Genomic DNA, 18,195 nt, shown 5'->3' with positions numbered 1-18,195 from the left:
GGCCCCCCGCCGCAGTGGTTACGTGAAGAAGCAGTGCTTACTTGAAGAACTTGGGAGCGTTCTGCGCGACGGCGTTGTCCATGGTGCTGGTGAACTGCTCGGGCGTGATGTTGCCCTGGACCAGGAGGACCAGCTCCTGCTGCAGCCGGCCGTTGGTGGTGGGGTCAAGCTGGGTGTCCCAGGGCATGGCCTGCTTGGACCCGAGGTTGTTGGCCTGGTCGAGTGCCTTCCGGTACAGGGGAGTGGCGTTGGCAGGGACGGCGGTTTCGACGTCGGTGGTGGGGGAGAGCGCACCGGTGGCGGCGTATTCGGCGGGGTACTTTTCCAGGGCGAACCTCAGGAAGTCGCTCACCAGCGGGTCATAGGTTTTGGCGTTCACTGCCATGCCGATGCCGGAGGGGGAGACGAATTCGTTGGCCGCCGTCACGGATCCTTCGGTGGTGGGAAGGGTGAAGAAGTCGACGTCGTCCCGGACTTCGGGGTTCAGCTTGTCGGTGGCAAGGCTGGGCAGTTCCCAGGTTCCGATGTTGTACATCGCGGCCTGCCCGGACGTGAACTGGTTCTGCGCATCGGAGTAGCCCTGCGCGGAGAACCCCTCCTGGAAGCATTTGGCCTTGCCAAGCTCCGCCAGCCAGCTGACGGTCTTCTGGCCTGCGGGGTCGGCGAACTTCGCTTCGCCCTTCTTCAGTTTCTGGACAAACTCCGGCCCGGCTTCGCGGAACGGCTGGTACGCCACATAGCGTTCCAGCGGCCACTGGTCCTGGCCGTCGATGGCGATGGGGGTGATGCCGGCGTTCCGCAGGGCGGTGCACATGGCGGGGATGTCATCCAGGGATGTTGGCACCGCAACCCCGGCCTTTTCCAGCAGTGCCTTGTTGTACCAGATGAATTCCAGCTCGAACTGGAACGGGATCATGAAGAGGGACCCGTCATCGAACCGCTGGTAGTCCAGTGCGCCGGGGCGGTAGTCGTCGTAGACGTCCAGGGTCTTCAGCAGCTTCTCGGCGTCCACCATCTTGCCTTGCTTGGCCAGCTGCTGGGCGAAGGGCGTGGCGTCGGTATCGAACAGCTCGGGGAGCTTGTTGGCTGCCGCCAGGGTCTCGAGCTTCTGGATGTAGGAGGGCCGGTCCGGGGTGGTGATCAGGTTCAGTTCGAAGCCCGGGTGGTCCCTGGCGTAATCGTCAGCGATTTTTTTCATAATGTTGATGACGGCGCCGTCCGCCGGACGGGAGAGGAGCCACGAGATTTCGCGGGGCTTGATCTCCCCGGTGGGGCTGACGTTGGAGGGGTCGGTGGAGCTTGCGCCGCCACAGGCGGTCAGGGCCAGGGCGGCAACAGCTGCGGCAGCGGCAGCGCGGAACACATTTTTCATTGCGGCAATCTTCCTTGATTGGAACGGAGGGGAACGGGGATATTCAGTTGTCGGTACGCTTGCGTACTTCGAGGTCTGCGGTGGCGGATCCTTCACCGGCGAACACGCCGATCCGCCCTGCCGCCACGTCGTAAATCCGGGTACTCAAGGCCACCTGCCTGTCCACGACGGCGACGCACAGGTCCCCGTCCACCACCACTTCCAGGGTGTGCTTTCCAGGGCGGAGGTCGCAGGGGCGTTCGAGTTCTATCGCGAACGGGACGTCGCCGGAGACGTGCCATTGGGCGTCTCCGGTGATGGTGCGCGGCCACCGGTCGAACACCAGGCGCCCGCGCTTCGGTTCCAGCCGGAGGACGTAGGAGTGGTCACCGTCGGGGGATGACCGCAGCAGCAGTCCGCATTCGGTGGTGCCCGGTTCGATGTCCAACACCGCTTTCGCATAGAACTGCGCGGGCAGGTCCTCGTTGGAGACCGCGGCGGCGTAGCCGTCGGGCGCCTCCAGCCGGGCAGGAAGTTCCCGGTCGAAGCTCACCGGGACCTCGTCCCAGAAGCTGTCCATCAGTTCGTCCGCGAAGCCGAACCCGAGGGTCCCGTCCGGGTTCTGCCGCGCCTCCAGGACGGACATGGTGCCCGCCCACTGCCAGGGGCCGCCGTCGTGCTTTCCTTCCCTGGTGGCGATCCACCCGAAGAAGAAGCGACGCCCGTCCCGCTCTGCGGTTTTTGATGCGTAGAAGGCGCGCCCGTCGATGGAGTCCTGGTCAGGTACCGTCCATGGGCCGTCGGGGCTCTTCGCCATGCGGTACCGCGTGGTGAACGTTTCGGAGAACTCTGAGTAGACCATGTACCACCAGTCGCCCCAGGCGAACACGTCCGGGCATTCGTGGGTGATGTACCGGCGGGGGTCCCAGAACGCGTCCGTGTACTGCCAGCTAATCAGGTCCGTGGAGACGCACTGGGCGATGACGCCGCGGCGGCGCTCTGGTCCCTCGGAATGCCGGGCCGCGATGAGCATCCGCCACTGGCCGGCGGCCTCGTCATGGAAAACGAACGGGTCCCGCCAGTCCCCGGACTCGTAGCCTTCGGGTGCGCCGAAGGTGTGGCCGGGGTGCTTGACCCACGAACGCATTCTGTCCGAGCTGGTGGCGTGCATGACCAGCTGCAGCGGCAGCCCGTCCGGTCCCAGGTTGTTCGGATTGTGCCCGGTGTAGAAGAGGTGGTGGAGGCCGGCTTCGTCAACGACGACGCTGCCCGTGTAGGCATTGAAGTCCAGGTCGGTCCCGGTTCCGTGGGGGAGGGCTACCCCGTGATCCTGGAACTGGGTGAGGTCCTTTGTGGTGACCAGGTTCCATGACGTTCCAGGTTTCGGGTCGGAGCGGACCTCGTGAAGGTAGTAGAGCCAGAACTCCCCGTCCTTCTGGAAGGGAATGAGGTCTCCCACCCATCCATTGGCGGGCTGGAAGAAGACTGGATAGCTCATCGGCGGTGATGTCCATTTCTGCTAAAGCGTTTGATCAATCAAAGGCTAGCCCCGGCGCTCGTCGTTGATCAAGCGTTTTAGCAAAAATCTTTTAAGCCGTTTCGTTTGATCCGGCCTGACTCTCGGACGTGCTGATAAAACGCTTGACCAGCCGACGAAAACCACAGTATCTTTTGCCTAAGCGATTTACCACGATGATGAGTCGCGACGAACCAAGACGCTGCAGCACCGGCAGCGGTGACATGTACGACGGCGGCGCGTGCCGCCGTCGTCCGTGTTGCCTGAGGTGCCACCCGCCGGAACTAGTGGGCGGGTTCGAGGGCGAGCTTGAGGCCGAAGCACACCAGGACCGTTCCGGTGATGCTATCGATGATGCGGATGCTGCGGGCTCCCTTGAGCCAGCGGGCGGCGTATCCGGTGCCGAAGATCAGCAGGGTGAACCAGGCCATGGCCAGCAGGCAGTGGACGCCCGCCAGCAGGATGCCCACAAGCAGGGGCGACACCCCGGCAGGAATGAACTGCGGGATGGTGGCGATGTAGAACACCCCGACTTTAGGGTTGAGCAGGTTGGTTCCGGTCCCGGTCAACCAGCCCTGGACGAGGTTGTCCCGGCCTTCCACCGGTGCCGCTGTCCCGTCCGCGGCGGGCACCCCGGTCTTCCGCAGGCTTTTCCAGAGCAGGGACAGTCCCAGCCACACCATGTAGGCCGCGCCGGCGATGGTCAGCATGCGGTAGGCGAACTCGGACGCTGCCAGCAGCGCCGATACACCCACCGCCGCCGCGACGCCCCAGATCATCGCTCCCGTGCTGATGCCCGCCGCCGTGGCGAAGGCATAGCGGCGTGACTTGGAGATGGACGAGCGCAGCACAAGCGCGGTGTCCAGGCCGGGAACCAGCGTGAGGAGCCCGGCAACCAGGACAAAGGAAAGAAGGGCCTGAAGAAGGGTCACTCGTCAAGGATAGGGGTGGGGGATTCCCCTTGGCGGAGCCAGTCCAGGGCGCCGTCGCGGGACGTGAAGAAGCGGGTAGGACACGGCAGCGTCTGCCGTTCCATGGTGAAGTTGGCAATGATGCGGTCCACCGGGCTGGAGCCCAGCAAGGCAATCCGCGACGCGGCACACGGGATCTGGAAAGCAGACTTGGCCTGGCGGGTCACCGCTTTTGTAGTCCCCATGTCCACCAGCATCGGGTATTCGGACCCGCCGCAGATTTCGTTGAGCGTGGCCATGCCCGCGTGCACGTCGTCGCTCTCCAGAACAATGCCCGGCCTCCACGAAAGATGGATAATTCCGTCGGCGCCGAGTTCTATCGTGCCCTTGCCACCCTCAATAACGACTGGTTCCATTTTTCCGCTCCCCCAAAGTACTGATCAGCCACGTTTGACCGCAAGCATCAAACTACCGCAGAGGACCGTTTTTCGGGACGGGTAGATCCAATCTGGCGCAGTACGGCGGCGGCCGCGCGCCGCCGCCGTACGTTCCTCCAGTCCTTGGCCACGCTCCCAGGTCAGACCGCGGCGGGCATGACCCCCGCCGGCATCTTGTCTGAAACAGCTTCCTTGGATGATCCATCGCGCCCGTCCGCGGACTCCTCTTTCGAGGCGTCCATGGCACCCAGGGGCATCGCCGGTTGGTGGCCGTTAGCGGTCACGCTTTCGCCCATCGCACCCACCGGCATCTCGACTGTCTGCGGGAGCGCGCCGCCGGACGGCATGTCCCCGCCCTTCTCCTCCGACGTCGTGGTGGCACCGGACGAGCCGGTGGGCTCTTCCGTCAGGAACGGCCTGGTCTGCCACATGTGCCACAGGGCGTTGTCGGTGCCGCGGACGAAGACCTCCAGGCGGCCATCGGCGTTGCTGCCCACGGTGATGTTGGAGGTGAGCAGGCCGCCCAGGGAGTGCCAGCCGGACCATCCGCTGTTGGGCGCCGTCTGCCACATGTGCCACAGCGCGTTGTCCGTTCCCCGGACAAAAGCCTCGAGGCGGCCTGTAGCATTCCTGCCCACCGCAATGTCTGACGTGAGCAGGCCACCCAGCGACTGCCAGCCGGACCATCCACCGTTGGGTGCTGTTTGCCACTTGTGCCAGAGGGCATTGTCGGTGCCCCGGACGAAGGCCTCAAGGCGGCCGTTGGCGTTGCTGCCGATGGCGATGTTGGAGGTGAGCACGCCTCCCAGGGACTGCCAGCCCGCCCAGTTGCCGTTGGGTGCTGTCTGCCACCTGTGCCACAGGGCATTGTCCGTGCCGCGGGCGAAAACCTCAAGACGGCCGTCGGCATTCTTGCCCACCGCGATCTCGGATGTGATCACCCCGCCAAGTGAGTTCCAGCCGGCCCAGTTGCCGTTGGGCGCGGTCTGCCAGCGGTGCCACACGGCACCGTCCGTGCCCCGGGCGAAGACCTCGAGGCGGCCATCCGCGTTACGCCCCGTGGCAGGCGGTCCGGTGATCACGCCGCCCAGGGAGTTCCAGCCGGACCAATTGCCGTTGGGCGCGGTCTGCCACTTGTGCCACAAGGCGTTGTCCGTGCCCCTGGCGAAAACCTCCAGCCGGCCGTCCAGGTTATTGCCGACGGCGATCTCGGTGGTGATGACCCCGCCCAGTGATGCCCAGCCGGCCCAATTCCCGTTGGGAGTGGTCTGCCACCGGTGCCACACAGCCCCGTCAGTGCCCCGGGCAAAAGCCTCCAGCCGGCCGTCCTTGTTGTTGCCGACGGCGATGTCCGAGGTGATGGTGCCGCCCAGGGAATTCCAGCCGGACCAGGCCTGCGGGGCCGCCGGGTACAGCGACCGGAAGCCGTCGATGTCGTCCTGGGTGAGGGCCCGTTTGGTGAAGTTGGCTGCCACAGTGGGTGCCATGACGGCGTTCGCAACGCTGGAGTGCGCCAGGCCCACGATGTGGCCGAATTCGTGAAGTGCAACCGTTTCGATGTCGAAGGCGCTGTCCACGGCACCCACGCTCCACACGTGCTCGCTGTCGTCGAAGTGCACCGGCTTGGGCAGCGTGTTGGTGACGACGCTGCAGCCTGGCGGGAAGTCGGCGTGGGCCAGGACACCGCCTACCATCGAGTGGTCCGGGTCCGCTGCCGGCCGCCAGCCGATCCGGATGTCCGGATTGGACCCGACGGCAACCTCCGTGAACGTCAATCCGCCCAGATTTTGCCAGGTCTGGATTGCACGCCTGATGGCGTCGAATTCGGCGGTGCCGGCAACATCGTTGGTCCCGGTATCAAGGGCGTACGTCAGTGTCCGGTCGGCCCAGGCGCACTGGGTGGAGAAGGCGAGTTCGCCGGCACGCATGTCGGGAAGACCGCAACGGGGACGCATCATGGCCTCCCGGGTGGCGTCGTCGAAGACGCCGGTGACCGGCAGGTTGAAAAACTCCTGGAAATTCCGCAGGGCCCCCGCCGTGGGGTCGTCCAGGAGCCCGATTTCCCTGGAGGTTGATTCCCCCAGGTAGCCGAACCGCTCAAGGTACGTTTGCACCTTGCTGAAGCCCGGGCTGCGTTCCCCCGGGGAGGTGTTTTCCACCGCGGCCAGGTATGGGGCGGCACGGTATTGCTCTTCAGTCATTGGACTCTCCTTGATCAGTTCGAATGCTTCGCAGGATCTGCAGTGCCACGTCCCGTTCCTCACCGGCGGGCAGATGGACGACGGCGGTGGCGCGGCCGGGGATATTCATGGCAACGGTGCGGATTCCCTCTTCCTCGAACAGGACGAAATCCGCGGTATGGCTGCCCACCACTTCCCGCCAGTGCTCGTAGCCTGGCTTGTCCGCATAGCGGGTGAGGGTGTCAGCGAAGGGGCCCGCATCGACGGTCAGGCGTATGCCCGCGCCCTCCAGGACGCCGGCGCTGCCTTCGATGCCGCGCTCGCCTGAGGGCGCAAGCTGGTCCGGGACGTCCACCGCCAGGCCAGCCACCCGCACGGAACTCCATGGAGGTCCCATTAGCGCCCTCCTCATTTTGCGGGGGAACCCACGAATGAGTCGATCACACCCGCGTTACTGCACCGTTACCGTCCACGGCGCCGGCGGACCTGCGGAACCTGGGCATTGCCGGGGGTTTGCCGTTATGGCGCCAACCCCACGGCGGCGGTAGCTTTGGAGTACTTTTCCTTCGAAGCAGCCGAGGTGCCGGAGGTACCGCCAATGCAGGGTTTGTCCACGTCATTGGTCCTGATCGCCCTGCTGGCTATCGCAGCGCCCCTCGCGGCCCGCTTCCTGGACCGGGTGGTCAGGGTGCCCATCGTGGTCTTCGAGATTGTCCTCGGCATCATGCTCGGCCCCAGCCTGTTGGGATGGATCCAGCCCACGGAGTTCATCGACACGCTGGCCCAGTTCGGGCTGGCCATGCTCTTCTTCGTGGCCGGCAACGAGATTGATTTCGCCGTCATCCGGGGCCGGCCCGTCAATCGTGCCGCCGCCGGCTGGGCCATCTCCCTGGCGGCAGGCATCGGCGCGGGGTTTGTCCTGGGCCCGTCACCGGCTGCTGCCGTGATTATCGGGGTGGCCCTGTGCTCCACGGCGCTGGGCGCGCTGCTGCCCATCCTCCGCGACGCCGGCGAACTGAAATCCCCGATGGGTATCGCGGTCACGGCACTGGGCGCGGCGGGGGAGTTCGGCCCCCCTGGTGGCGATCTCGCTGTTCTTCAGCGGCAGGGAACTGGGGCCGGCCACGGCGGTGCTTCTCGGGTTTGTCCTCCTGACCGGCCTGGCGATTTTCCTCGCCTCCCGGGCCCGGCATACGCTGCTCCACTCCCAGGCCACCCGGACGCTGCACACCAGCGGCCAGTTCGCCGTCCGGTCCATCATGTTCATCCTCACCTTGCTGGTGGTGCTGAGCATGGTGGTGGGACTGGACATGCTGCTGGGTGCCTTCGCCGCCGGCGTTCTCTGGAAGGTGGCCATCGCGCGGGCCCCCGAACAGGACCGGCACGTCATCGAGACCAAGATCGACGCTGTCGCGTTCGGGTTCCTGGTGCCCATCTTCTTCATCGATACCGGCATCGACTTCGACCTGCGCGCCCTCACCGACAGTCCGGCGGCCCTGGCACTGGTCCCGCTGTTCCTGCTCCTCCTGCTGGTGGTCCGGGGCCTGCCATCGCTGCTCGCAGCCCCGCCCAAGTCAACGCCTGCCGACAAGCGGGCCATCGTCCTGTTCGGGGCAACAGGGCTGCCGATCATCGTGGCGGTGACCGCCATCGGCAGGCAGGAGGGCCTCATTTCCAGCGGGATCGCGTCCGCGCTCGTGGGGGCAGGAATGCTTTCGGTGCTGCTGTTTCCGCTGCTCGCACTCCGCCAGCAGCACCGCAAACCGTCGGGACGTCTCCGCAGCCCAAGGAAGTCCCGGCGGAAGGTTGCCCGGGTTAAGGCGTCCGGAGAAGCTCCTGGTTGAGTGACGGTTAACGGGACGTACGACGGCGGGCCGTGCCGCCGTCGTACGTCTCACCGGTGGGTGGGTATTACTTGGTGCTGATGCCTTGCTCGGCGATCCGTGCGTTGGTGTCGTCCAGTTCCTGGGCGGCGGTGATGCGCCGGTCCAGCTTTCCGAGGGTTTCCGGTGCCAGGAGCGTGGCCACAACGGTGATGACGCCGATCACGCTGAAGTAGAGGATCACCCAGCCGGGCTCACCGTTTCCGGCGTTCAGGAGCGCCACCGCGACCAGCGGAGCGACGCCGCCGGCAAGAACCGAGCCGAACTGGTAACCCATGGAGGCGCCGCTGTAGCGCAGCTTGGTGGAGAACAGCTCCGAGAAGAAGGCAGCCTGGGGGCCGTACATGGAGTTGTGGAAGACGGCGAGCCCGATGATGATGGCCAGCGTTGCCAGCAGGGCGCTGCCGGTGTCGGTCATCACGAAGTAGAGCGGGAAGAACAGGAGCCCGCCGATCGAGCCGAACAGGTAGAGCGGCTTGCGGCCGATCTTGTCCGAGAGGATGGCCCAGAGCGGGACGGCGAAGACTCCGATGGCAGAGGCGATCAGGACGGACAGGGTTCCCTGGTTGGCACGATCGGGTCCGAAGGTCCTCATGATGTAGACCACCGAGAACGTTGTGTACAGGTAGAAGGCGGAGTTTTCTGCCAGACGCATGCCCACAACGAGCCAGATTCCCTTGGTTTCCTTCTTCATTGCTTCGCCCAGCGGCTTCTTGGACGTCTGCTTGGTGGCAACAAGGTCCTTGAAGTCGTCAGAGTCCTCGAGCTTGGCGCGGACCACCAGGCCGATGACGATCAGGACCACGCTGAGCAGGAACGGCACCCGCCACGCCCACGCATCAAAGACCTCGGCGGGCACGGAAGACTTGACGATCAGGACGCTGGCGTTGGCGAGCAGCATGCCCGCCGGGACGCCCATCTGGGTGAAGCTGCCGAAGAAGCCGCTGCGCCCAGGCGGGGCGTGTTCGATGGAGATAACCGCCGCGCCGGCCCATTCCGCTCCGGCGCCGAAGCCCTGGAGCAGGCGCAGCACGGTCAGCAGGATGGGGGCCCAGACGCCGATCTGGGCGTAGGTGGGAAGCAGCCCCATGGCCAGGGTGGCGAAGCCCATGATGAGCAGGGACAGCACGAGCATGGGCTTGCGGCCGATTTTGTCGCCGAAGTGGCCGGCGAACATGCCGCCGAAGGGGCGTGCAACGAAGCCGACGGCGTAGGTGACGAAGGCAAGGAGGAGTCCCGTTGCCGGGTCCTGCTCCGGGAAGTAGAGCCGGCTGAAAACGCCAGTGGCGGCGAGCAGGCCGAAGATGTAGTAGTCGTACCACTCGATGGTGGTGCCGGCGAAGCTGGCCAGCGGTACGCGCCAGGCCGCCTTGGGCTTGGCTGTGGTGTTGGAGATCGTCATTGGTCTTTTCTTTCGGAGGGAAACGAAGGGAGCAGCGGGCTACCAGTCGAGCGCGATGTATTTGGTTTCGGTGAAGTCCAGCAGGCCCTGATGGGCCCCTTCGCGGCCGAGGCCACTCTGCTTGACGCCCCCAAAGGGTGCTGCGGGGTCGGACACCAGGCCGCGGTTAAGTGCCACCATTCCGCTCTCGATGCGCTCGCAGACCCTCAGTCCGCGGCGGAGGTCCTCGGTGAACACGTAGGCGGCGAGGCCGTACTCCGAATCGTTCGCGGCGGTGATGGCTTCGTCCTCGGTGTCGAAGGGGATGACCGAGGCCACCGGCCCGAAGATTTCCTCACTGACCATCCGGGCCTGGAGCGGCACGTTGGTGACGACGGTGGGCGGGTAGTAGTACCCGGCCCCGTCCACGGCCTTGCCGCCGGCAAGGAGCCGTGCTCCCTGGCTGACCGCGTCGCGGACCAGCGAGTCAACTTTGCGGACGCTGGCCTCATCCACCAGCGGCCCCACCTCGGTCTCGGCGTCGGTACCGGGACCCACGCGCAGTGCGCTCATCCGTTCGGCCAGCCGGCGGGCGAATTCGTCGTGGATGCCGCGCTGGACGTAGATGCGGTTGGCGGCGGTGCAGGCCTGGCCGCCGTTGCGCATCTTGGCGACCATGGCGCCGTCGATGGCCAGGTCGAGGTCCGCGTCATCGAAGACGAGGAAGGGCGCGTTGCCGCCAAGTTCCATGGAGCACTTAAGGACATTGTCGGCCGCCTGGTGCAGCAGGTGCCGCCCGACGCCCGTGGAGCCGGTGAAGGACAGCTTGCGGACCCGGGGGTCGGCGAGGATCGGGGTCATGACCTCGCTTGTTTTGCTCGTGGTGATGACGTTGACCACGCCGGCGGGGGTTCCGGCGTCGAGCATCAGCTGGGCGATCGCGAGGGAGGTCAGCGGCGTGAGCGTGGCCGGCTTGAGCACGGCCGTGCAGCCGGCAGCCAGCGCGGGTGCCAGTTTGCGGGTGGCCATTGCCGCCGGGAAGTTCCACGGGGTGATCAGCACGCAGACGCCGATGGGCGGGTGCTGGACAAGGATCCGGTTCGAGCCCGACGGCGAGACGGACACATCCCCGATGATGCGGACCGCTTCCTCGGAGTACCAGCGGAAGAATTCGGCCGCATAGGCCACTTCGCCGCGGGCATCTGCAAGGGCCTTGCCGTTCTCGAGGGAGATGAGGTGGGCGAGCTGCTCGCTGCGCTCGGTCATCAGTTCGAAGCAGCGGCGCAGGATTTCGGCGCGGCGGCGCGGGGGAGTTGCTGCCCATTCGGGGAAGGCTGCTGCCGCGGCGTCCACGGCTGCGAGGCCGTCTTCGACGTCGGCGTCGGCGATGCCGGTGATGATGGAGGCATCGGAGGGGTTGATGACCTCAACGAGGTCACCGCCGGCCGCGTGCTGCCAGTTGCCGGCGATCAGCAGCTCGCGGGGCACTGTCAGGCCGTCAATGTCGAGGGGTTCGAGGGTGGAAAGAAGTGTCATTGGGGAAGTCCTTGGTGCTGGTCAGCGGATGGTGCGGTCGCCGGTGAAGGCGGCGTGGACGATCGAGGTTACGGCGTCGAGGTCGAGGGGCACGGGGTTGTTGTCGATGAGCCGCTTGGAGTTCAGCGACAGCTTTGCCACCTGGGCGAGGTCGCTTTCCTGAAGGCCGAGGTCCTTCAGGGTGGGGGGCAGTTCGATGGCGGCGATGACTTCGTCGATGGCCTCCACCCCTGCAACGGCGGCGGCGCGCTGGTCCAGGCCCTTGGTATCGCGGCCCAGAGCTTCGGCAATCTGCGCCAGCTGCGGCTGGATGGCCTGGAAGTTGTGGCGGACAACGTAGGGCAGCAGCAGGCCGACGCCTACACCGTGGGGAGTGTGGGTCAGTGCCCCTACCGGGTATTGGATGGCGTGTGCCGCTGCGGTTCCGGCATTGCTCAAAACGACGCCGCCGTACAGTGCCGCGAGCATCATCCCGGCGCGGGCCTCAATGTTTTCCGGGTCCTTGTACGCAGTGACGAGGCTGCGGCCCACCAATCCAATGCCGTTCAGGGCAATCGAATCGGTCAGGATGTTTTTGCCGACGAAGACCCGTTCAGCGGCCAGCTGGGGGGTGGGTTCCCGGGTGATGGCGGTGAAGGACTCCACCAGGTGGACCAGCGTGTCAGCGCCGGTGGCGGCCGTCAGCGGCGCGGGGCAGGAGTAGGTGAGTTCGGGATCGCAAACGGCGGCGAACGGGATGATGTGCGGGCTCGAGATGCCCATCTTCATGCCCAGTTCAGGGTCGGAGACAACGGCGATGGCAGTCGCTTCGGAACCGGTGCCCGCTGTGGTGGGCAGGGCGATGACCGGCTTGGTGGGCCCGGGAACGGCAAATTCGCCGTAGTAATCGCTGGGCTTGCCGCCGTGCGTGAGCAGGACGGACACCACCTTGGCCATGTCCATGCAGCTGCCGCCGCCAAAGCCGATGATGACGTCGATGTCCTGGCCTTTGAGCTCCTCGATGCATGCCAGGATGCCTGGCGTCGGCAGCTCGGCCTGGGTGTCTCCGTAGACAGTTACGGTCAGGTGCCGGTCCTCCAGGCTCCGGACCAGGGCCTTCAGCTCGTCCGAGGCGGCCAGCCGCGGATCGGTGCAGATGAGGATGTTGGTGCCGAATTCGGCTGCGATGCCGGCGATTGCGAAACGCTGCCCGGCGCCGACGACGACACTCCGGGGCAGGCGCAGGACGCCGAAAGTTGCGGGACGGATACCCGCTGCATGCGCACACGACATTGTGAATGACTCCTAAAGATGGGGGTGGCGGGCTGCCTGACAGGTGCCGCAGAAACAAGCATTCCAGAGCCGCGTGACGGTCACCATGTGAATGTGCGCCACACAAAAAGCACGCTTATGTGCGCCGACGCCATATATGTCGCCGTGGAGGGCAGAACAAATGGTCAGAAGCCGGACGTGACCCCGGACGTCTTCATCCGCCACAGGCGCAGCGCCACCTGGACGTCGAGGGAGCGGCTTCCCCGGCGCCAGGTGGCGCCGATGAGGGCGTCGATCCGGTCCAGCCGCTGCCGAAGGGTGTTGGGATGGATATGGAGGGCATCGGCCGCCTCCTGCATGGCACCGCCTTTTTCCTGGAACATCCATGCCGTAAGGACCAGCTGCGTTCCCCGCCGCTCGTCGTAGTCCAGGAGCGGGCCCAGTTGTGCCGTCAGCAGCTGTCCGGCGAACGGGCTGTCCATCGCTCCGAGCAACATCCCTGCAGTGCCCAAAGCGGCGCGGTCCGCTGCCTCGCCGTCACGCGAGAGGGCCTGGAGTGCCCGCAGGACGGTGTGGGCCTCGGTGTGCGCCGCCGACAGGCCTGCGAAGCCGGTGACCGGTTCCGATGTCCCCACGCTGGCAGTGATGCGGCGCCGCTTGAGCTCGTCGATGATGGACCGGCCGTTGTCCCCGGCGCCGCCGGTTCCATCCGACCGCCCGGTGCGCCGTTCGAAGGGTTCGATGATGCACAAGTGCGACTCGTGCAGGGCAATAATTCCCGGAAGCCCTTCCGCCCGGAGCCTCAGCACCGAAAGCGCGCGTTGGCGCTGGTCGTCGGCGACGCCCACCACGCGCACCACGAGCTGAAGGTGGTTTGCGAGGCCGAACTGCCCGGCCCTGCGGGACAGCGCCTCCGCATGTTCGGACCGCGGGCTGAGCAGGTCGTCGATGAGTTCGAGCTGGAGCCGGTATTGGGCATCCTGGAAGGTGCGTTCGAAGAGCAGGGACACGCTGAGCACCAGGGCGCTGCGTTCCAGGACGGCAAGACGGGCCGGGCTGAGTTGCTCTCCGACGATGAGGGAGGCGAGGTGCTGGTCACCCGCAACCGCGGCCATCACCGTGTACTTCCTGCCCTTGGCCTCGAACTGCACCGCCGAGCTTTTCGCCACGGATTCTTCAGCCGCGCTCAGGGCCGGAAGGCTGGTGAAGTCACTGTCCGGCGCGGTTCCTGCCAGCGGCTCGCCCATGGGGGAGACCAGGAAAACAGGGGCGCCCAGTGATTCGGCCAGCAGGGTGAGCAGGTGGGGGAGGCTGCCGGTGGAGGCGAGGGTCTCCATGAGCCGCCGGTCCAGGGATGAAAGCTCTTCCAGGTCCCGGACATGGGCCAGGTTCTGCTGTTGTGCCTGGTCCAGTCGTGCCAGGGCATGGGCCATTTCGCTGAAGTAGCGGGCGTTCTCCAGCGCGACGGCGGCGTGCGTGCCGATGGATTCCATCAGGGCAACGTCGTCGTTGCTGAACTGGTGCGGGTGCCTGTCGGCCACCAGCAGCGCGCCAATGACTTTCCCTTCGGCACGCAGGGGAACACCCATGATGGCCCGGACGCCTTCGGCTGCCACGGCCCTGTCGCTGGACTCCAGGTGGGATTTGGTTTCGTCCAGGAGGTAGTCTGCGCTTTGGGCCGGCGCCTCGCCGGTGGCAACGGCGCCCAGCACGCCTTCGCCAAGCGGCATGCGGATGTTGCGGAAAAGGGCGGTGGTTGCACCGTCGGTGACACGGACGTAGGACTCGCCGCTGTGGTAGTCGTTCAGGCTCAGGTAGGCGATGTCGCTGCCGATCAGTGACCTGGTGCGCCGGACGATGGCTTTGAGTACGGCTTCGACGTCGCGTATGCCGGTGAGGTCGGTGGCTGTGTCGTAGAGGACGCGCAGCAGGCCCTCCCGGCGGCTCGCCTCCCAGAGCCGGGAATTCAGCCGGCGTGCGGCCGCGGCGGTGGACTGGTCGATGGCTCCGCCGTCCAGCCAGGCGGCCAGTGTTGTCTCAAGGTCGGCCGCGGAAATACCGCTGTCCAGCATGGCCATAAGCTGGCCCGCGCTCCTGGCGCCGGCTGGCGGTCCTCCTCCGGCGTGGACGGCAGAACTGTCATCGGCGCGCATGAACATAATGCTAGCCGCGGCAAGCGCGCAGGAAAGCGGACGACGGCGGGCGCGTGCCGCCGTCGTGCCTCTCGCCCTACTGGCTTGTTGCCTTAGTTCCCTGAGCCCAGCTTGCCGGCGAGGCGTTCGCGCATGAGCGTGCTGGCGTCATTGAGGCCGATGATCCTGACATCCTTGCCGTGGTGGCGGTACTTCTCGGTGATCGCGTCCAGGGCGGCGATGGTGGAGGCGTCCCAGAGGTGGGAGGCGTGCATGTCGATGACCACGTGCTGCGGGTCCAGGGCGTATTCGAACTGGGTGAAGAGGTCATTGGAGGAGGCGAAGAACAGCTCGCCGTTCACCGTGTAGGTGGCGGTCTCCTGGCCCTCGATGTCCTTTACTGTCCGCTCCACGGTGACGAAGTGCGCCACGCGGCGGGCGAACAGCACCATGGCCACCAGCACGCCGGCGCCGACGCCGATGGCCAGGTTGTGGGTGGCCACCACCACGATGACTGTGGCCACCATGACCGTGGTTTCGCTCTTGGGCATCATCTTCAGTGTGCGGGGGTGGATGCTGTGCCAGTCGAACGTGGCCCAGCAGACGAAGATCATGACGGCCACCAGCGCGGCCATCGGGATCACCGAGACCACCCCGCCGAGGGCCACCACCAGGATCAGCAGGAAGACGCCGGCCAGGAACGTGGAGATGCGGGTGCGGGCGCCGGAGGCCTTGACGTTGATCATGGTCTGGCCGATCATCGCGCAGCCGCCCATCCCGCCGGTGAACCCCGTGACGATGTTGGCCACACCCTGGCCCCACGCCTCGCGGGTCTTGGAGGAGCGGGTGTCCGTGACATCGTCCACGAGCTTGGCGGTCATCAGGGATTCCAGGAGTCCCACGAAGGCCATGGCCAGCGCGTACGGGAAGATGACCTGCAGCATCTCAAGGGTGAACGGGACGTTGGGAATGAACAGGGACGGCAGGGATTCGGGCAGGTCGCCCTTGTCACCGACGGTGGGGACCGTGACCGAGGCGAACACCGTAATGAGGGTGAGGACGACGATGGCGACCAGCGGGGCCGGGACCACTGTTGTCAGCCTGGGCAGCCCGAAGACGATGAGGAGCGCGAGGGCGGTGAGCGGGTAGACCATCCACGGGACGCCCAGAAGCTCGGGGACCTGCGCCATGAAGACCAAAATGGCCAGGGCGTTGACGAAGCCCACCATCACCGAGCGGGGGATGAACCGCATCAGCTTCGCGACTCCGGCGAGTCCCAGGATGATCTGGAAGATGCCGGCCAGGATGACGGTCGCCACCAGGTAGTCCACGCCGTGGCTCTTCACCAGCGGGGCGATGACCAGGGCCACGGCGCCGGTGGCCGCGGAGATCATGGCCGGCCGGCCGCCCACCACAGCGATGGTCACGGCCATGGTGAAGGACGCGAAGAGGCCCAGCCTGGGGTCCACTCCGGCGATGACCGAGAACGCGATGGCTTCCGGGATCAGGGCGAGGGCGACGACGAGTCCGCCCAGGACCTCGGTCTTCAGCCTCCTGGGGGACCTGAGGGTTTCCCGCACCGACTGGAGCTGTTCAGGGGTGTACGCGGCGGCATCTGCAGCGGTGGGGGCGGCCATTGCTGGCTCCGTTCGTGGTCTGGAAGACGCACGGCAGCGCCCTCGCACTGTTCGAAGAAATCGTCTGTTCGAAGATTGAAGGGGGCGCAGCACCGCGCCGGGGCGGCCTGTGGGGTGCGCCGCTGAAGGTCAATTCTACGTGGCCGGAACGGGCCCTTTGCGGGGTACTGTGGCCGGATGGAGATGCGCCTTGAAGTAGTGCAGGTACCGGTGGCTGACGTGGACAGGGCCAAGGCCTTCTATACGGAGAAGCTGGGTTTCGTGCTGGACCACGACGTGGAGCACATTCCCGGAATGCGGGTGGTGCAGCTGACCCCGCCGGGCTCGGCGGCGTCAATCGTCATCGGGACGGGAATGACCTCCATGGTGCCGGGCAGCCTCGAGGGGCTGCAGCTGGTTGTTTCGGACATGGACGCCACGCGGGCCGAGCTCCTGGCCAGGGGTGCAGGCATCAGTGAGGTCCAGGACATGGGCGGCGTGCTGTTCGCCTACTTCTCGGACCCGGACGGCAACCGCTGGGTCATCCAGGGCGCGATTCCTCCCGGCATCAGGGATGCGCATCTGCAGGACCAGGCCTAAGCGGCTCTGCCGCGGAGCAAAATTGCCTGTATCTTGAGCAAACCGCGCTGACCTGTGGCAGCGGCATGGCTATGGTGAATTTACGGGTTCAAGCAACCGGACCGTTCGAAAACTGCATCGGGAGCAGCTCCCCATGCCACAGCGCAGAGCAACGCGAATCTGGTTCACCGCCGCCCTGGTTACCGCGGTGGTGCTGGGCGCGGTCTACTACACCCAGTCCACGTTCATTGCCAGCGGCGACCTCAGCGATGCCTGCCTCGCCGCCGGCCAGGAACTGGATCTGAACTACCGGCTCCGGCATCCGCGCGACGGCAGTGCCGTCTTCCCGCTCCACAACAGATGCAATGCCGTATCGGACCTCGTCCCGGACTGGGTGAATCCCACGTTGAGCCTGATCGCCGCAATGCTCTCCCTGGCCCTGGTGGGCCTGCTGTTCAGCCGCATCCGGAGGCATGCCTAATTTTTTGGCGTCCAGGCCCGTTTAGGCGGCGCCTTCCAGCCACTCCAGGAACGTCTGGCGTCCGACGGCGGCACCCTCCGCCGGGACCAGCGCGCCATGGCGCATGGCTTTCCCCATGGGTCCCGGGAACGGGACCTCGACGATCCTCTTGCGCCGGCCCGTCTTGTCCAGGTAAGCGCGGACCAGGCGGGCGAGCTCCTCGGTGCGGGGGCCGCCCAGGTCAGCGATGCGTCCCTGGGGCCCGGCCTCCGCTGCCGCAACCAGGGCTTCTGCCACCTCGCTGGCCGCCACGGGCTGGGTGAACATTTTGGGAACCACTACCACCGGGCCTACGGAGGCGACGCCAACCGTCAGCGGTACAAACTCATGGAACTGGGTGCAGCGCAGGAGGGTCCAGGGCACGTCCCCGTGCCGCACCGCGTCCTCCTGCGCGAGCTTCCCCGCGTACAGGCCGGACGTCGCATGGTCGATTCCCACGATCGAGAGAGCCAGGTGGTGCCCCACGCCGGCCTTCTTTTCCGCCGCGAGCAGGTTCTGGGTGCTGTTGGTGAAGTAGTCCACGTTCTTCTTGGTGGACATGGACTTGATGCCGGACACGTCGATGACCGTATCCACGCCCTGGAGGGCCTGCTCCAGGCCCTTTCCGGTCACCAGGTCCACGCCCTCCGACCGGCTCAGGCTCACCACCTCATGGCCGCGCGTGCCGGCCTGCTCTACGACATAGCGGCCAACGGTTCCGGTTCCCCCTGCAACGGCAATCCTCATACAAGAAATCCTAGGACTCTTCCCGGCCGGTGAAGTGTCTTTGCCCGGGTTGATGGCGACGATGAAAGCAGCAACATATTTCTGATAAGCGCTGTTGTGGTGTCTGTTGGCAACCTTATGGCGACTTTCCGCAATATCTTGCGAATTCTCTTTTTCTGCGGGAGGGTGGGGGTTGA

General features: G+C 65.8%; 15 protein-coding genes and 1 pseudogene. 4 read left to right on the top strand and 12 right to left on the bottom strand.

All coding sequences use genetic code 11. The annotated features are described in order from the left end of the window. Positions 1 to 37: 37 nt before the first annotated feature. The 6 genes from ACZ9BC_RS13415 to ACZ9BC_RS13390 form a co-directional block, all read right to left on the bottom strand. On the bottom strand, positions 38 to 1,372 hold the full coding sequence (locus ACZ9BC_RS13415; RefSeq protein WP_476246335.1) for an ABC transporter substrate-binding protein: 1,335 nt from the start codon (positions 1,370 to 1,372) through the stop codon (positions 38 to 40). A 43-nt stretch (positions 1,373 to 1,415) separates the two neighbouring features. Beyond that, on the bottom strand, positions 1,416 to 2,849 hold the full coding sequence (locus ACZ9BC_RS13410) for a glycoside hydrolase (protein ID WP_476246334.1): 1,434 nt from the start codon (positions 2,847 to 2,849) through the stop codon (positions 1,416 to 1,418). 302 nt (positions 2,850 to 3,151) lie between these two features. After that, positions 3,152 to 3,799, bottom strand: a complete 648-nt coding sequence (locus tag ACZ9BC_RS13405; RefSeq protein WP_476246333.1) for a LysE family translocator — start codon at positions 3,797 to 3,799, stop codon at positions 3,152 to 3,154. Next, positions 3,796 to 4,194, bottom strand: coding sequence for a DUF7793 family protein (locus tag ACZ9BC_RS13400; RefSeq protein WP_476246332.1), 399 nt, complete (start codon positions 4,192 to 4,194; stop codon positions 3,796 to 3,798). The genes ACZ9BC_RS13405 and ACZ9BC_RS13400 overlap by 4 nt, the downstream gene beginning before the upstream one ends. A 161-nt stretch (positions 4,195 to 4,355) precedes the next feature. Beyond that, the gene (locus ACZ9BC_RS13395; RefSeq protein WP_476246331.1) at positions 4,356 to 6,416 is read right to left on the bottom strand and encodes a DUF8189 domain-containing protein; all 2,061 of its coding nucleotides are present in this window, start codon (positions 6,414 to 6,416) and stop codon (positions 4,356 to 4,358) included. Next, the gene (locus tag ACZ9BC_RS13390) at positions 6,409 to 6,792 is read right to left on the bottom strand and encodes a hypothetical protein (protein ID WP_476246330.1); all 384 of its coding nucleotides are present in this window, start codon (positions 6,790 to 6,792) and stop codon (positions 6,409 to 6,411) included. The genes ACZ9BC_RS13395 and ACZ9BC_RS13390 overlap by 8 nt, the downstream gene beginning before the upstream one ends. A gap of 201 nt (positions 6,793 to 6,993) precedes the next feature. On the opposite strand from ACZ9BC_RS13390, the pseudogene ACZ9BC_RS13385 reads away from it, so the two are divergent. Continuing rightward, positions 6,994 to 7,383: pseudogene (locus tag ACZ9BC_RS13385) on the top strand (cation:proton antiporter domain-containing protein); the annotation flags it as partial. A 91-nt stretch (positions 7,384 to 7,474) separates the two neighbouring features. Further along, positions 7,475 to 8,239 (top strand): cation:proton antiporter domain-containing protein, encoded by a 765-nt coding sequence (locus ACZ9BC_RS13380; RefSeq protein ID WP_476246329.1) that lies wholly within the window; start codon positions 7,475 to 7,477, stop codon positions 8,237 to 8,239. A 67-nt stretch (positions 8,240 to 8,306) separates the two neighbouring features. Here ACZ9BC_RS13380 and ACZ9BC_RS13375 read toward each other — a convergent pair whose 3' ends face one another. The 5 genes from ACZ9BC_RS13375 to ACZ9BC_RS13355 form a co-directional block, all read right to left on the bottom strand. After that, positions 8,307 to 9,680 (bottom strand): MFS transporter, encoded by a 1,374-nt coding sequence (locus tag ACZ9BC_RS13375; RefSeq protein WP_476246328.1) that lies wholly within the window; start codon positions 9,678 to 9,680, stop codon positions 8,307 to 8,309. Between the two features lie 39 nt (positions 9,681 to 9,719). Continuing rightward, the gene (locus ACZ9BC_RS13370) at positions 9,720 to 11,195 is read right to left on the bottom strand and encodes an NAD-dependent succinate-semialdehyde dehydrogenase (RefSeq protein WP_476246327.1); all 1,476 of its coding nucleotides are present in this window, start codon (positions 11,193 to 11,195) and stop codon (positions 9,720 to 9,722) included. A gap of 21 nt (positions 11,196 to 11,216) precedes the next feature. Beyond that, on the bottom strand, positions 11,217 to 12,467 hold the full coding sequence (locus tag ACZ9BC_RS13365; protein ID WP_476246326.1) for an iron-containing alcohol dehydrogenase: 1,251 nt from the start codon (positions 12,465 to 12,467) through the stop codon (positions 11,217 to 11,219). A gap of 164 nt (positions 12,468 to 12,631) precedes the next feature. Next, complete coding sequence (locus ACZ9BC_RS13360) at positions 12,632 to 14,599, bottom strand: helix-turn-helix domain-containing protein (protein ID WP_476246325.1); 1,968 nt, start codon at positions 14,597 to 14,599, stop codon at positions 12,632 to 12,634. Between the two features lie 92 nt (positions 14,600 to 14,691). Next, complete coding sequence (locus ACZ9BC_RS13355) at positions 14,692 to 16,215, bottom strand: SulP family inorganic anion transporter (protein ID WP_476246324.1); 1,524 nt, start codon at positions 16,213 to 16,215, stop codon at positions 14,692 to 14,694. A gap of 177 nt (positions 16,216 to 16,392) precedes the next feature. Between ACZ9BC_RS13355 and ACZ9BC_RS13350 the strand changes: the two genes are divergently transcribed. Both ACZ9BC_RS13350 and ACZ9BC_RS13345 read left to right on the top strand, forming a co-directional pair. Then, positions 16,393 to 16,794, top strand: a complete 402-nt coding sequence (locus ACZ9BC_RS13350; RefSeq protein WP_476246323.1) for a VOC family protein — start codon at positions 16,393 to 16,395, stop codon at positions 16,792 to 16,794. Between the two features lie 133 nt (positions 16,795 to 16,927). Then, the gene (locus ACZ9BC_RS13345; RefSeq protein ID WP_476246322.1) at positions 16,928 to 17,254 is read left to right on the top strand and encodes a hypothetical protein; all 327 of its coding nucleotides are present in this window, start codon (positions 16,928 to 16,930) and stop codon (positions 17,252 to 17,254) included. 21 nt (positions 17,255 to 17,275) lie between these two features. Here ACZ9BC_RS13345 and ACZ9BC_RS13340 read toward each other — a convergent pair whose 3' ends face one another. Continuing rightward, positions 17,276 to 18,019 (bottom strand): SDR family oxidoreductase, encoded by a 744-nt coding sequence (locus ACZ9BC_RS13340; protein WP_476246321.1) that lies wholly within the window; start codon positions 18,017 to 18,019, stop codon positions 17,276 to 17,278. Positions 18,020 to 18,195: the final 176 nt, after the last annotated feature.

The sequence above is a fragment of the Pseudarthrobacter sp. TE3704 genome, assembly GCF_056279405.1.
Note: the sequence above shows the minus strand (reverse complement) of the source record. Positions and strands in the feature narration are given on the sequence as shown.